Source organism: Ectobacillus ponti, from assembly GCF_024294785.1.
Taxonomy (GTDB): domain Bacteria; phylum Bacillota; class Bacilli; order Bacillales; family Bacillaceae_G; genus Ectobacillus; species Ectobacillus ponti.
The window spans coordinates 56,179-71,739 of record NZ_JANCLT010000016.1 but is presented as its reverse complement, the minus strand read 5'-3'; the positions used below and the strand labels follow the sequence as shown (position 1 = coordinate 71,739).

Here is a 15,561-nt window from a genome sequence, read left to right as displayed (position 1 = left end):
ACACTGGGATATCTCACGCCAGTCGAGTTTAAACAGCTGGCCTTATAAAAGTTGTCCAAGTAGGTGTTGACATTCCATACGTTTGTTAAATACACATTGCTGAAAAAGTGCTCCGCTCCCATTTCCGAGATTATGGTATACACAAACTGTGCACTCTGCTCCGCATCCTTGCCATGCACCCCTTGCATGAGATGTGAAAGACTGCGGTAATCTATGAACGGAATACCTGTCTTTCCCGCCCCCTTCTTTCCCGGATTAATACCACAAAGCACAATTCTTTTCCGTGGCATCTGGCCGTACCACTTCTGGTAAAACTGCCGAACCATCTCAACATTGTGCTCAAATCCATCCAAAATCTCTATCTTACGCTCTTTCAGTTGTCGCATAACCTCTTGGTCCGCTCTGACCTGTTGCAGAAATTCCAAATGCAGACTGATAATTTGCTCCATCCCCCACACCCTCCGATTATAACAATATACATTTAAGTAAGTTCATACAGCTTCTGTTTCATTTCCTCGTGATTTGGAAAGCAGACTCTTGTCCAAGCACACAGCCAAATCTTTTTCCCTTTTCTGCAGCACTGCCTGCCACATCAGCTCCCGGAATACAGGATGAACAACTTGCAGACTCAGCCTTCTCCAGGAAGGACCAAGCACGGGAATTGCCTCACCCATTCCTTCACCACATCGGACTTCTGCTTCAGCGTTGGTTCTATGAGCGCTTGCTCCTCTTTATCCAAGAAATCCAGCAGGGTGCCCTCGTCCGTTTCCCACAAAAATAGCCAACTGCCGTCAGCCACATAAGCACCGTAAAGCGCGACGGATTCGCCTTCTCCGCCAACCTCTGCAACCTTTTTCCATGATTGTGCCGTGACCTAGTCTCATAGGCTAAAGAATTCACTACTCGTCCTCTTTCTAGCTAGCAGGCTTGAACTCCTTCTTGCTGGTAACATCTTTCGCGCCCTAATTAATATATACAGCAATTTGGTTTACTATGAGTCTCTGTTATATGGCTTTGTCCAGCTGTATACCCGACAATCTCAACACATAAAGTCCGGTCAAGGCATGGACCAAAAAGCCTGACGTCCTCCATGAGGAAACAGGGTAACACGCAAAGACAGAAGACTTCGCACTACAACAAATTAACCAACTCCTCAGACTTTACAGGCAACCGCCTCCCAGAGGGGCTGCTGAAAAAGTTCTTATACAAGATGAATTATGCACCCTTCATCTACATACAGAGTTAAAAAATAAGCGAAAAACTATATATAGCAGTAAATTGTAAGCCCGAAATAAGAAATAAACACACCTTTCACAGTGCGCACGACAAATAGCCGTATACCACTGATTTTTTCATGGAATATACGGCTATTTGTCGTGCGCACGCTGCTTGGATCTCTTTTGCCCAAGGCAGGTACCGTTTCAAAATGTCTGGATTTCGATAAATATCTAGATTCGGTAGCTCCGTCAGCACCTTGACCAGGTACTGATAGAAGTCCACACCGTTGGCTTTCGCCGTCTCTGCGAGACTTAAACAGATGGCGTTCGCTTTCGCGCCGGCTTCACTCACAGAAAACAGCCAGTTTTTCCGGCCAATTACATTGGGGCGGATGGCATTTTCAGCTGGATTATTATCAATCTCAATCCGGCCATCATACAAGAAGGCTTTCAGTCCATTCACTCGGTTCAGCGTGTAGTCAGCTGCTTTGGCGAGTGCACTCTTTCCAAAGAACGGCGACGTTTCCACCCAAGCTAGGAACTTCTCCACGATTGGCTTTGAGTGTTTTTGCCGTTGTTTTCTCCGCTTGCTCGGGGACAGGGATCGGAATTGCCTTTCCAATCGATATAAATCATCGCAATAGGCTACACCGGTTTTTCCGTGCTTACTGTCCGCCTTTAGCCAATACCGACGAACATGAGCCCAACAATTTGCGAAGCTAATGCCCTCTATTTTGCCATAAGCCGAGTACCCATCGCAGATGATGGTTCCGGAATATGTTCCAAGGAAATCTTCCAACACAGACCGGGCGCGCGATAGTGCACTTTGAAACAAGATGATGGCCGGCCCTTGACTTGGTACACTTCGATAGACCCAATTGTAGGCATGAGACTGACCTGATTTCCCATCAGAACGGTTAATAATTTGTCCGTAGGTTTCGTCGACATGCAAAATAGATTTTGCCATCATGGCCGCTTTCATTTGTTCGTAAATTGGCAATAGCCAGTCACTCGACGCACGAATCACCCAGTTGGAAAGATTTTTATCGTTTGTATTCAGACCATACCGTTCCCACTCCTTTACCTGACGGTAAAGGGGTAAGTACTGCACAAACTTGTCATAGATTACTTTCGCGAGCACGCTAGGGCTTGCCATGCTGCGTTGAATAGCTGCCTGCGGTGCAGTTCCACGCTTGATTTGTGCTGCTTGGGATGCATCGCTTTTACAACGTTTACATTCATAGGCATGTTCAATATGCTGTACTTTTTTCATCTTGGCAGGAATAAAGACAGCTTCCTCCCGGACAACTACGCTGCCAATTTCAATCATTTGGTGCTGGCAACAGTCACAGACCGTATGGTCTGGGTGATAATGAACCGCTTCTACTTCTACATCGTCATGTAAAGAATCGTTTCTTTTTTTCTTCTGTATGCCTCGTACAACAGTGTAAGAAACCGTCTGTTGGCTTTGTTCTCCTGTGTGCTCAGGTTCGCTAAAAGACGGATCATCCTCGAATAAGGAGGCTTGGCCGTCCGGGGTATTATATTTTGTTTTTTCTGTTTTAGATCCGTACAAAAGCTTTGTAAGGTAGCGCACTTGTTCAGTTAACGCCTGAATTTGCTTGGACAAGTCTTGATTTTGTTGCTTCGTATAGGCCAATTGCTCTTCAAGAAGTTGAATGACTTTCTCATGCTGAGAAAAGGCGTTCCCCAAACCGTTCACCACTTTCCGTTCGTATTTGCTCTTTCCATTATACCGAGCTGGCGGCGTGGAAGAAAGAGAAATTCTGGCGCAAGCGAGACTAGAACACACCTTTCGGTGAAGGCTGGATGGCCTTTGGCTGCCGAATTGACAATCCTTCCAGGAGCCAGCGAAGCTCCTGTTGGGACAGATTCCGTACTTCATTTTCATCCTTCGGCCATTGGAGCTTGCCATGGTCCAAACGTTTATAAAGCATGGCAAAGCCATCACCGTCGAAATACAAACATTTATAGCGGTCCTTGCTCCATCCGGAAAAGAGAAAGATAGAATCGCCATACGGGTCCAGTTCAAATGAATCCTGAATGAGGGCAGCGAGCCCGTCAATTCCTTTTCGCATATCGGTCTTTCCGCAAATAATATAGATATTCTTCACGCTTGTATAATCGTATTTCATAGATGCTTCAACTCCCTCATTACGGTCTGGATCATATGCTCATCTACACCGCTATAAAAGGTAATTTCAACGTGCGCTATTTTAATCGTGCAAATGCTCGCTGGGGCCTCTTTGGAAGAAAGAGAGGGGGAAGATTCTTTTGGTTCGGCATGTAGGGTAACGGGGACAATTGTTAATTTTTGTTCCGGCATAGAAAAAGCACCTCCTTTGAATTGATACAAGTATCATATCAGGAGCTGCTAGGCGTTTTGTATGCGTTGTTTTAATGGGGGCTTACAGTAAATTCACTTCTTTTTTGTCTTACAGGGAATTTTTTAATGCTGCCAACGTGACGGGTCGAAATTTTATTAGCAAATATTCTAGTATATTCCAAAATCAAGAGAATGTAAAAAATTTTGTGTAAATGGCTAGACTGACTACCAAAGGAGCTGGTCGTTTATGCAAAATGCAAGAAAGCAGTTAGTAGAGGATTTGGCAAGAGAATGTCGTACGGTTGAGGACATTCAAGCGATGATGAAGAGCTTATTTCGCGACACCATTCAACAGGTGTTTGAGGCTGAGATGGAGGACCATCTTGGCTATGGGAAGCACAGTAGTGAAGGTACCCGCTCAGGCAACAGCCGGAATGGCTACAGTAAGAAAACAGTGAAAACAAAGTTTGGTAACGCAGATTTACAAGTTCCTAGAGACCGGAATGGTGAGTATGAACCACAGATTATCAAGAAATATGAGACGACTGTAAACGGCTTGGAGGACCAGATTATTGGTCTGTACGCCAAGGGTATGTCCACCCGAGACATTGAGGATCACATGAAGGACCTGTATGGCATTGATGTGTCTCCCACACTGGTAAGCAAGGTGACAGATAAAGTCATGCCGGCCATCACGGAGTGGCAGTCCCGTCCGTTGGACGCTGTGTACCCAATTGTTTTTCTGGATGCCATTCACTTCAAGGTCCGCAAAGATAACCGCATCATCAATAAGGCTGCGTACAGCGTTCTTGGCATCTCTCTGTCCGGCCACAAGGAGATTCTCGGCATCTGGATTGGGGAGAACGAGAGTGCTTCCTTCTGGCTGAGTGTGTGTACAGACCTCAAGAACAGAGGGGTACAGGACATCCTAATCGCCTGTAAGGACGGGCTTTCTGGCTTCTCTGAGGCCATTCATGCCGTGTTCCCGCGTACAAGCATCCAGCTCTGTGTTATTCACCAAATCCGGAACTCGCTGAAGTACGTTGTGTTTAAAGACCAGAAGGCTCTCATCGCTGACCTGAAGGCTGTCTATCAGGCACTTACTCTGGAGGAAGCTGAATTAGCCTTCTCGCGGTTCTCTGACAAGTGGGGAAGCAAGTATCCTCTTGTCATCCGTTCTTGGGAAAACAACTGGACTGAGCTGACTTCCTTCTTCAGCTACCCAGCTGAAATTCGAAAGCTTATCTATACAACTAACACCATTGAGGGGTACCACCGCCAGCTGAGAAAGGTGACCAAAACGAAGACTGCCTATCCATCAGATGACGCTCTCCGTAAAATCATCTATCTCGCTACTGTGGAAATTTCGAAGAAATGGACTATGCCTTTGCGGAGCTGGAAACAATGTATATCGCAATTGGCCATCTTTTTCGAGGGGCGCTTGGACAAGGAATTATTGTCCTAATGTTTGGCTAGTCCGGCTTGACAGGGAGCCTCTGGGGGCATGACGCCCAGCGCTTGAGCGCTACCTTTGAAAAGACAAGGCAGCGCCCGGCACGCCAGCCTATCATGCCCCCCTCTCCCAATCAAGCCGGGTCTCATTATATAGCTGGAAAACCATTTACACAAAAATATTTACGCTCCCAAAATCAATTTGTTTGCTTTGCACTTTAAACTATGTTGACAGAGCACGTTCTAAAATTTTTCATCTTCCCACTGTAATCCAGATTTTCTGCTCCCTTACCTCAAAGCCCTGAATATTTCCTACTTTAATCTTTCTTATGGTCTCAAAATGATTTAAATCAACCTCTAGCAAACCGTGTTCATAAACTGTTACAGGTGGATGATTTAGTACCAGGTTTTTAATCCAATTTTGATTAAGAGGCTTCATTTTGACCACCTCAAAGTACAGCGTGCGATCCTTTGCCTTCACCGGCTTCAGTTGCAGTTCAAATTGAATTTCCATAAGCATTTTTCGCGTAAAACCGCTGATGGAAACTGTGTCTTCTCGGAAAGTGACATCCAAGTTGTGAATCTCATTTGCCTTTTCTTGTTTGGTACCCGCCCGGAAAAGCATAAGGAGCATATCTGCCGTAACTGGAATGGGAATGCCTCCAGCCTCAATAGCATCTGCAGCAAACTGCTTGATTCTATCCATAAAGTTTTTCATTCTTCTAATCCTTCTAAGAGATAGGGCACTCCTCTACTTCTTTAAAAGTGCCTCCCGTTTCTTTAGAATTTCCAGCTCAGTGCGTTTCTTCTTAAGATCATATATGTACCGGTCAATAACCTGCAGCATGGTCCCCGGAACCCTTTGCTGAAGAAGCTGATATTGAATTTCTATTTGCTTCACTTCAATATCAACTTGTACAATAGAGCGATTAATTGCACTAATTTTGGCGCGCCGTCCCTGAACCTCTTCGTCATAGCAGTCTTTTATATGTTCTTCAAGCAGTCTTTGCGCCCTCTCTAGCTCATTGTGTTTTACTAACTGAAGAATGTCACCAATAACCTGACCTAGCACTCGTACTCACCGCTCCTCTAAAGCAGACTTTATAGTACTTTCAAATGTTACAATCACTTGCTTTTTAATTTCATCTGAAGCGTCCATATGGCTGATAGCTGAATACAAGTCACGTAACATCCCCTGCACCCTCTCAAACTTAGCGGAAGCAGAATCCCGTGTTGCGATTTCTCTTCTGACGAAATCCTCTGTTTGCACCCGCAATTCCTCAATTCTTTTGTCAATCAGTCTGACACTGCTCTCTGTTTCTTCTCTAGTCTGCAGAATTTGAACAACATTGCGGGCAAGATCCAGAACCTCCGGCATATGTTCCATAAGTCCTGCCTGTTCGTGCCATTCAAGTTTGCGGCGCTGCACAACACCACTTCTCTTTTCCAATACCTCTGCGTCTAACACGGCAGGAAGCTCCGCTTTTCGAAGCATTTTTCTTCGTTCCATTATTGCAACACTCCTTCCATTATTTGCAGTTGATCTAGAGCTTGCTGCACAAGGCTCAACTGTGCCTCAATCTCCTCAAGAGTTCCGCCCATTACCTGTGTCTCCCCTAAGGTAAACGCTTGCTCATACTGTTGAAAAATTGCCATAATTCCTTCCTCGTTATATTGTTTAAGCTCTTCCAGGTCCTCCGTGACTGCCTTTACAGATTTTCCTGCCCAGTCATCAACAGCCTTTTTCATTGCCTTTAGGAGTTTTGGCTTCCAGGAATAGACATCATACAAGTAGAACACTGTTTCCACGAAAACAACTGCCGCTGCTGAAATGGCCTTCGTTGAAGTTGCTCCAATTCTGCTTAAAAATTTTGCCAACTGATTATGTGTTTCCCGGCTGAACCTGTGGTTAAACAATTCTCCAAGCTTTCGCAATCCCTTCTTTGCAGCATTTGCAACCCCGGCACCTGCCCCTCCGGCACCGCCATATTGACGAAAAAATGCCCCAAGGGCTTGGTCTGCCAGATGTTGTGCCACTTGGTTGCCAACACTGAATGCCAGTCGCTCAAATTTGGCGCTTTTGAGAGTAATTCGTTCCTCAAAAGCTTGGATTGCCGTGTTTAAAATGGATTCAATTTCTTGATTTAAATCCTCTAATTCTCTCTCAATATAAGATTTAATTTGCCGCGTCTCCCGCTTTGCCAGCATTGGCATAAGGTGAGCCTCCACGAAGCCGGCACATTCCTGTTGGCTTGTCCACTTATCGGATGTTGAAATTTCCTTCTCAATTTCAAGCTTCACTTGTCCGGCACTATGAACGAACATCTTTTCTGTCATTCCGGCAAGGCGTTTGAATGTCAGTTGAATTTTACGGGACACTAGCGGCTTTTTGTCCAGGAACTCTTGCAGAGCCGATGCCAGTAACGCCCTCTCTGCATCATCAGCAACACAAGCCAGTCTCTTATTCTCTAGATGACCCTGCAGCTTGTATAAAAGATCTTTCTGAAAGCCGATAAAAGCATTTTGCAGGGCCTGTTGACGCTCAGGCGAAGTGATCTCCCTCCGAACCCCCGCCCAAAGTGAAGCAGCCTTTGGCAGCGGCTCTTCATTTTCAGCAGTTACAGTACTTGGAACAAGGTAGACTGGGATGGCTCTATGAAGAAGATCTCCCACATGACTGATGATTTCCTTAATCCTGGAATCGGACTCATTTACGTGCTGTGGCACCCGGTTGATAACCAAGTGTATGCTGGCATTCTTATGCAGCAGTTCATGAAGAAAGGCCAGAAATTCAGCATCATTTTGCTTAACACCAACTCGATAACTAACCACATACAGAATTAAATCACTATTAGGCAGAAACGACTTCAGCACCTCTTCATGCTCCTGCTGAATGGCTCCATATCCAGGAGTATCAAAGAGCCTTAATCCCTGAAGTCCTTCTGGAAAACTCGGTATGACCACACGCAAACGTTCAAACCGGTTGGGTAGTTCCTGATTGAATTGATAAAAGCGCTCTGGAGATAAGGTGATGAGCGTAGCTTCCTTTGTCACTGCGTAATATTCCGCCATTGCAGCATGGGAATCTGCCATGACCTCAATAACTGTGCCTGTTGTCGGCTGCGGACCTGTATAAAGCAGCGACCGGCCAACTAGGCCATTGATGAGTGTGGATTTCCCGCTGCTTGTCTCTCCCAGCATCGTTACAAAGCTTTCTGGATATTCCAGGCGTTCGCGCAGGAATTCGGCTAACGAAATAAACTTCTGTTCCTTTGCCTGCACTGCAATTTTGTGGATAAGCTCCATGTTCTCCAGCAGCTTTCGCTCCATCATGCGGTCACCTCCATCTGTTGTATGTAAGCTAAGTCAGCATCTATTTCCTGGCGGCGTTCCAGGAGTTCATTTTCCGAAAGATGAAGGTCCCGCCGATGCTCTTCCCGCACTCTGCTCAGTTTCTGCTCTTGCTGAGCAATATATTGCTGCAGAACCTCTTGTGTATACTTCATAAATGTATCAATTTCATTGGTGATGGACTGCTGCAGGTTTTGCTGAAACTTCTGAATTGGCTGCTCGAGATCCTTCATGCTGGCCTTTGCCCTTTCATCCTGAATATAATCCTTTGTTTTACGACCAATCCAACTCGAAAATAAAGAAATGCCTATTGCAGCAACAGCACCGATTGGCCCGCCAATGGCAAATCCTGCTGCTATTCCTCCAAGCCCACCTGCAATATTGATAGCAGGCACAAGCCCTTTTTCAAATTTGACAGACTCTTCCCGATAGAAGCCCTCATAGTTCATGAAGGAACTGTCTACTTCTTGCGCCTGTAGTTTCCCTAACTCCAGCTCCAGCTTTTTTTGCATCTCATACAGCTTAATGTTCAGCTCTTCCAATACATTCATTGCCAAGTCCTGCTGCACTTCTTGAAACGCTTTTGACAGCAGGTCACCATCTACAACTCTGCTTCCTGTTATCCGCCGCATTTCATTTCGCAAATTTTCACCTTGTATGCGGCCTTGCTCCTCGGCAAAGCTGCGGATTTCAAATTCGTACTGCCGCAGCTGCCCGTTGACCCGGTCAATGATTTCCTGGTTGCTTGAAATCATATCCTCAATCTCCCGCTCCTGCTGTCGTTGTCTCTTGCGCAGGTCTCGCCGGCTTAGCTTGATTTCCTCCTGCTTTTCTTCAATTTTATGATACAACCGCTTGAGAAGATGGTGGAAATCATCAGTAAACTTCTTGGACATCGACTTCTTCCATGTGCCCGTGATTTCTGCAATAAAGGCATGAACATCCTGGATGCCGGAAGCCTGCAATACATCCTCGCGCTCCTGCAATTTTCCTGTCAAGGCTTGGTAGACGTTCACAACACGAACATGAATGTCTTCATTCCGTTGATAATTGGCGGCAACCTTCTCCAGTACCTTCCTGTTGTGCTCCAGACCGTCCTGTACCTCTCTCTTGCTCTCATCATTCCATTGATTTTGCACAAACCAAACCTTTGTAAGCTTCGGCCAGACTGTACTTAAGAACAACATTTCACTTCTCGTAATAGGCGGAACAGTACGCAGCAAAAATATGGCGGCAGACAGTCTATCAATATAGTTCATGGTTGTCTGCATGTTCTTTTGGGTTAAGCTGGAAACACCCGGCAAATCCACAAATACAACACCATTCCTTAAAATATCATTATCCCGATACACAACGATATGGGATACACCTTTTTGATTACCTGGGTTGTAAGCATTGTGTACATATTGCTCCAGCTCTTTGGGACTTTGAATGACCTTTATCTCGGAAGCCTGACTGAAATGGACCTCTATTCTGCCAGAATGGGTTGAACTATAGCGCACCTCCACCGGGATGCATGTTGTCTCATCTGCATCTACAGGTAAAACGATGTCGTCCATTAACAGTGCATTCAGCAAGCTGCTTTTCCCTGTACCCTGTACACCCAAAATTGGAATCAAAAACTCATCCTTTTGCAGGTTTGTTAGTTTATGAGAAAAATAGGATGCATACGGCAAACGGGTCCCATCTTCATTCCAAATGGGTATGTACTTATCTGCAATGGCATAAAAACGTTCATCTAGTAGCGAAACCATCACCTGTCACTCCTTCCTTTCGAACCATCTTCTATAGAATGGCTGACTTAGCTGCTGCAGTCCCTCGTTTAATTGTTCTATCCTTTGAAGCAAATGCTGTATATCCTCTGTTATATCCAACTCTGTACCTAAAGCTTTCACTTCTGCTTGGAAGGCACTCTCAAGTGCACTTCTCATTTCTCGTTGCTGGTCAGCTAAGACCCTGACACTTTCAGCCTGCTTTGCCGACAGCAGCTGCTCCAATTCTATCAAAGAATTCCGGCTTGCCAGCTCAGCCAGTTGCGCCTGCTGGTCTGCCCGTATTCGCTCTAGTCTACTTTGCAGTTCTTCGTAAGCTGCCTCCCGCTGTTCCTCAAGCTTCCGGACTGAGCCAACAAGTGCCTTCTCCTGCATAGCACCGCTTTTCTCAATACTCGTTTGCATATCCTTCAGCTGTTCAGGCAAGCTTGTTTGTAGCCTTGCAAGTTGTTCAGCTGTACGGCTGAAATTCTGCATTACGCCGCTAACTTCTTCCTGTAAATCTCTAATTATGGCTGCAGAATCCTGCTGCGCAACATTAAGTTCCTGCTTCAGTTGCTCCAATGCTCGTTGGGAATTTTCGTCTACGGTGCAAAGTCCTGTTTTTAAATCTCCCATTGTGTTAACTAGGCCTTGATGTACAACCTGGAGCTCTCCTGTCAGCTGCTTGGCCGCTTCGTTGGAATTCTGGACCACAATACCAAGCTCCTGCTTCAGTCCTTCCATTGCTCCGGTCAGGTCCTCGCGCGTTGCTCCAAGTTCCTCCTGCAATTGCTTGGCCGTTTTGCTGGAGTTGTGAAGCATCATATTTTCAAAATCTCTTTTTAACCTGTCTGTTACCTCAACGGAATGTTGCTTTAAACTCTCTGTTTCCTCTCTCAACTGCTCCAGTTGGTCCTCTATATCACGTATGGCATCGTCCAGTTTTCGCCCTAATTTCTCATTCTCTCTGCGTGTTTGCTGCTCTATTCCCTGAAGCTGCACTTGCAGCTTGACATGTAATTCTTGTAGGGCCTTATGATGTTCTGCTTGAAAAGTTTGGAGCGTTGTATGTATTCCTTTTGTAATCTGCTGTTCTAGCTGTTCTAGTATAGCCTTTGTCGCCTCATCCACTTCAATCATGATAGACCTGTTCATTTCTTTAATCCTCCCCTGGCATCAATTAGTCCTTTTACAAAATTGCGCAAATGTTGCTCTTCCCCTGGGTTTGCCAACAGGTATTGATAGTCCTCCCTTGCCCGGCGCAGCACCTCTTGGGCATCAGCCAAAATTGTTTTTGGCTTGGTAAGATCCAAGCTGATCATAGAATACAGCGGATTCCGATCGTTTAGCAGCAGTTCACCGCTCTGCAGTATATCCCACTGCTCTAGCTTCTCAAATAAAATCTGCAGCCCTTCCTGTACCCTGTCCGCGTTTTTAAGCTCTGTAAAAGACTGCAACACACTATTAATTGGCTGCTGACGGGTATAGGGCAGCTGTAACAGCTTACTGTTTTGGAATGCCTTTTCCGCTGCCCCAATCTGAATGACATTGAAAAGAATGTATATATTATATTGTCCTTGTTTTGCCAGCTTAAGCAGACCACTCATGCTGTCCGGCTGCAGCTTTGCTTCATTTACCACTACTATTTCTTCCTTTTTACGGCTGATAAACAGCCCGGTGTGGGTAAACTGCTCCTCCTCCTGATCCTGCATTTGTATCCCGGGGTATCGCTGCAAAAATTGGATGAGTGAAGCACTGTCCCACCCCCAAACAATTGACCGCTTCAAACCTTTATGCTTTTGCTGGTTTCGTTCTTGTACAGCAGACCAGCATGTCCGAAAAGGAATACTCATCAGTTGGTGACTGAGCTGATACAAACCTACGACTCCCTCAGAGATTGATAGCTTGGCTACAGAAGATTTTTCATCCACAGCCGTAACCTTAGCATTATTAAGTCTTGCCTTTCTGAGCTTTGTCCCTTCCTTCTCCAGTGCGTCCATTATGTTTTGCAACTGAAATAAAACTTCTACTGCCTCATCTTTCTTTAAAGCGCTTTTGGACTTAGTATGAAGAGAATCTGTCTTGCGCCGAATTTCCGCGCTTGCCCGCTGCAGAAATGCCTCTGCTCTTCTTTGCCATTGCTCAAGATAGCCAGCAATTTGTTTAGAGAACTTCTCCCGGTAAGCTGCGAGTTCTTTAGAAATAGCTTCTAAATCTACAACCTCATATTCCCTGTACCGTGTTTCGTACCCCCAATCTTTATCGAACAGACTTCCAAACAACCTTGCCACACCGCTTCCAACCCCACTCTTCTCAGCGCGATAAGGTTCCTTTTCTATCTTCCTTTTTACAGAGAAATGCTTGTCAGTACCCATTTTTGCAGGAAGAACATCATTCTCGTAATCTTTTGTCTGAAGATTCAAGGTTGACAGCAATGTCTGTACTTCCTTATCCAAGCTCCGAACACCTTGGATGAATTTCGTCTCAATGCCGACTGCCTGATTTTTTACTCCATCTAAAATTTGCTTGCATTCGTCCAGATTCTTACGGTCTAGCTTCCGAATACGTGTTACGGCATTTTTCGTTAAAGTCTCTAAGGAAGTGACCTGTGCCGTAAGCAATTCCTTCTTCTGCTGTACCTTGTTGCGGACCACTCCTTCTTGCCGTTTCAGTTTCTCTAACTCCTGTTTTTCTTCCTGAACTGCCTGCTCATATAAGACGGCATCCCCCAAAAACCTTTCTTCTTTTTCTCTTAAACCCAACAGATGCCGATGAATTTGCATGATTCTGTCCGCATATAGCTTCGGATGAAGAGAATTTGTATGCTTCTTCACCCTGTTCACCAGTTCTGGAACGCGCGAGTTCTCCAGCTTCTGTGCATTCGTTTCCCGGCGGCCATCAACAGCAGCCTTAGCAGATATTTGGACAATTTCCACAAAATTCACAAGCCGTGGACTCACCTTATGCAGGATATTTTCAACTCGCTTTTGGTGCTCCAGTGCCACTTCTTTCTTTGCCTTCAGAATAACACCATGCTTTCCTGTCTTTGCTTCCACTGAATCCAGCATATTCTGTACAATAATGAGCGGCTTCTGGTGCTCATAAATTGTCTGCAGTATATTATGGGTAATGAGATCTGAGTTAGCCTTCAGCGTGACAACATACATACAAAGGTCTACTGTCGGCAGCAGCAGTTCCATGGTAATTTGCTCGTGCCGCTCCAGTCCATGCGCATCCAAGCCCGGGCTGTCAATAATTTGAATGGTTTCCGGCAGCAAGAAATTTGGCGATTTTACATCAATAATCCTCACCTTATATTTATTATGCTCGTTAAAACTCTCATCTCCATACTTCTCCAACTGACTGCGCAGTTGTCTCTTGGGAACCGAGATGCTCGTTCCATCTTCAAAATAGACAGTGGCCTCTGTCCTTGCTCCCTTTGAGCAAGTGATTAGAGTACCCGAACTTGGACGTACAGCTGTCGGAAGGATATCCTCTCCCAGAAGCGCATTTAACAATGTCGACTTACCGCTGCTTGTAACACCTACCAATCCAACCCGAATATAGTTCTTGTTCCATAATGATATTCGCTCCTCTAACCAACCGATATCACTTGAAAAATGCCTGCTTACAGTTTCTTTCTTAGAGAATATATCAATGATTTTTTTTGCCGCTTCTTTTTCATTTTGAAACGTTTTCATTCATTTCACCCATCTGCTTCAGTCTAGTTTGCCAGGCACGGCTAATCCATACAACGTCTTTCTCCAAGATTTCCTTAAAACCTTTTATCCAAATATATTATAATTATATCAAAGAGCTGCTCTATTTGAATTATTTAGCTATACAACTTCTTCTAGTTTTTTGTATGTAACCCACAAAATTAAACAACTATTATTTATGACACTACAATTTTTGTAGATAGCTCTGTTGAATAGAGCTTCATCCAAATCTTCATCCAATCTAAAACTTTCGACTTCGGGAAGCCAGCCCCGTTTTTGAAAAAAGAGGAGCACTGTTCCAATTCAAACTATACTAATTCAATTGAACAACAAATATAATCTGTAACTTGCCTCGAATGGTCGTTACTTAAACACTACGAATCGTCAGATTGCTCCTTTCTATACCAAAGCACTATGCTTGAAATCCCTTTTACCCAAATAATTAAAACCTTCCCTGTTTTTATGCAATATATTTTAAAAAACTGCACTCCGGTCATTAGCTGTTTCTAATGATTTGAGTGCAGTTCAGGAGAGAACCTTTTAAAATCCAAAATTACATTACTAATTCTAAACTTCTTAATAGGGTGCTAAGCTTTAATAAGTTTGCTCACCTCTTCAAGGACTTCATTCAGAGGTTTACTTGTATCAATGCAAACTGTCCGGGACAGCATCCCCAAACTTTCCAGAACTCCCTCTAATGCAGCATCAATTCTACTATAGAAGTCACCTGCCCACTCTCTATCATCCTTGAAAGTTTGCGTCCGCTCCTCAATAATGCCTTTTGGAATTCTAAGCCAGATACCTTGGGCTTGTTGTAAGAAGGGAGATTTCCTCGCTACTTCTACCAGTTGGGAAACCGAATCTGGGTTTCGAACAGCAGCATAGGCAATATTGCCTGGATGCCATGTCTCCACCCCGACAACTCCTTCTGTACTCACATAAGCTATATCCCGCCGCAGTTCGCAGTTTGCAACTTCCATTTCAAAGGTATGCCCTTGTGCAGCTGTTTGAAATTTCCTGGCATAATATAGATCTTTGCCAATTTCAGATCCTCTCATGCTGATATCCCCGCGCTGATGCAGCGCTTTCAGAATTGAGGTCTTCCCACTGCAATGTGGTCCACAAATGAAGAAAAGCTTAGGCATCTGTCAATCCTCCTAAAGAAGTTCATTGGTTTTGCCTATGTGGTTCAAGAATTACACTTGTTTACTCTTAGCTTCCTCCCAGTCGCTATACATTTCAATAATGCGGTAAACAGTTCTCCCACCCGGTGTTTCAAATGATGCCTCTTGGCCGACTGATAGCCCAATTAGATTTTTTGCGACAGGAGAATCATAGAAGAGTTTGTTTTCCTCCAAATTGGACTCCCCGTATCCCACAATTTCGTAGATTTCTTCCTCCTCAAAATCCGGGTACTCGCAAAAACATCTTACAATAGAGCCCAATTGAACAGTTTCAGTATCACGCTTGTCCAATTCTACCTGTACAGCTGATGCCAAAATTTTCTCAACTTCCTGAATACGTTTATTCAGAAGCTTTTCATCCTGCTCAAGTTTATTAAAATGGGGGTTATCATGCCATGTATCCCCACAAAGGGTGTAGGCAATGTTTTTTTCTTCCCGAATATACTTTAAGTCACTCTTTAAGCTTTCAATGTTTTGTTGAATCAGCCTTACTCCTGTTGGTGTAACCTTTACCTCCATGGAAATCCTCCTATCCTC

Annotated in this window: 14 protein-coding genes and 1 pseudogene; 1 reads left to right on the top strand and 14 read right to left on the bottom strand. The window is 44.7% G+C overall.

The genetic code is table 11. The features are described 5' to 3' along the window. The 4 genes from NK662_RS20765 to tnpB form a co-directional block, all read right to left on the bottom strand. The coding region (locus tag NK662_RS20765) for a uracil-DNA glycosylase family protein (RefSeq protein ID WP_254760883.1) at window positions 1-449 on the bottom strand (449 nt) is incomplete at its 3' end. Window positions 450-628: 179 nt separating this feature from the next. Continuing rightward, window positions 629-775, bottom strand: coding sequence for a hypothetical protein (locus tag NK662_RS20760; protein WP_254760882.1), 147 nt, complete (start codon window positions 773-775; stop codon window positions 629-631). A 536-nt stretch (window positions 776-1,311) separates the two neighbouring features. Beyond that, window positions 1,312-2,940 carry an IS66 family transposase gene (gene tnpC, locus NK662_RS20755; protein ID WP_254760881.1) on the bottom strand — a complete coding sequence of 543 codons (1,629 nt, stop codon included), beginning with the start codon at window positions 2,938-2,940 and terminating at the stop codon, window positions 1,312-1,314. A 79-nt stretch (window positions 2,941-3,019) separates the two neighbouring features. Next, on the bottom strand, window positions 3,020-3,373 hold the full coding sequence (gene tnpB, locus NK662_RS20750) for an IS66 family insertion sequence element accessory protein TnpB (protein WP_254760880.1): 354 nt from the start codon (window positions 3,371-3,373) through the stop codon (window positions 3,020-3,022). A gap of 438 nt (window positions 3,374-3,811) precedes the next feature. On the opposite strand from tnpB, the gene NK662_RS20740 reads away from it, so the two are divergent. Continuing rightward, window positions 3,812-5,029, top strand: coding sequence for an IS256 family transposase (locus tag NK662_RS20740; protein ID WP_254760878.1), 1,218 nt, complete (start codon window positions 3,812-3,814; stop codon window positions 5,027-5,029). 240 nt (window positions 5,030-5,269) lie between these two features. On the opposite strand, the gene NK662_RS20735 is transcribed toward NK662_RS20740, so the two are convergent. From NK662_RS20735 to NK662_RS20695, 10 genes and pseudogenes are all read right to left on the bottom strand, one after another. Next, on the bottom strand, window positions 5,270-5,734 hold the full coding sequence (locus NK662_RS20735; RefSeq protein ID WP_254760877.1) for a hypothetical protein: 465 nt from the start codon (window positions 5,732-5,734) through the stop codon (window positions 5,270-5,272). 33 nt (window positions 5,735-5,767) lie between these two features. Continuing rightward, entirely contained in the window at window positions 5,768-6,088 is a 321-nt protein-coding gene (locus NK662_RS20730; RefSeq protein ID WP_254760876.1) for a hypothetical protein, read from the bottom strand. Window positions 6,089-6,094: 6 nt separating this feature from the next. Beyond that, window positions 6,095-6,526, bottom strand: a complete 432-nt coding sequence (locus NK662_RS20725; protein ID WP_254760875.1) for a hypothetical protein — start codon at window positions 6,524-6,526, stop codon at window positions 6,095-6,097. Further along, window positions 6,526-8,349: a dynamin family protein gene (locus tag NK662_RS20720; protein WP_254760874.1), complete on the bottom strand. Its 1,824-nt coding sequence runs from the start codon at window positions 8,347-8,349 to the stop codon at window positions 6,526-6,528. Before NK662_RS20720 ends, NK662_RS20725 begins: the two co-directional genes overlap by 1 nt. After that, a complete protein-coding gene (locus NK662_RS20715) occupies window positions 8,346-10,121 on the bottom strand; it encodes a dynamin family protein (RefSeq protein ID WP_254760873.1) in 1,776 nt (591 codons plus the stop codon). The genes NK662_RS20720 and NK662_RS20715 overlap by 4 nt, the downstream gene beginning before the upstream one ends. Window positions 10,122-10,127: 6 nt before the next feature. After that, window positions 10,128-11,276, bottom strand: a complete 1,149-nt coding sequence (locus NK662_RS20710; RefSeq protein ID WP_254760872.1) for a coiled-coil domain-containing protein — start codon at window positions 11,274-11,276, stop codon at window positions 10,128-10,130. Further along, window positions 11,273-12,955, bottom strand: a complete 1,683-nt coding sequence (locus tag NK662_RS20705; RefSeq protein ID WP_254760871.1) for a hypothetical protein — start codon at window positions 12,953-12,955, stop codon at window positions 11,273-11,275. The genes NK662_RS20710 and NK662_RS20705 overlap by 4 nt, the downstream gene beginning before the upstream one ends. Before the next feature lie 246 nt (window positions 12,956-13,201). Beyond that, a pseudogene (locus NK662_RS23815) lies at window positions 13,202-13,822 on the bottom strand (dynamin family protein); the annotation flags it as partial. 605 nt (window positions 13,823-14,427) lie between these two features. Next, window positions 14,428-14,985, bottom strand: coding sequence for a hypothetical protein (locus tag NK662_RS20700; protein WP_254760870.1), 558 nt, complete (start codon window positions 14,983-14,985; stop codon window positions 14,428-14,430). 51 nt (window positions 14,986-15,036) lie between these two features. Continuing rightward, entirely contained in the window at window positions 15,037-15,543 is a 507-nt protein-coding gene (locus NK662_RS20695) for a GreA/GreB family elongation factor (protein ID WP_254760869.1), read from the bottom strand. Between the last annotated feature and the right edge of the window lie 18 nt (window positions 15,544-15,561).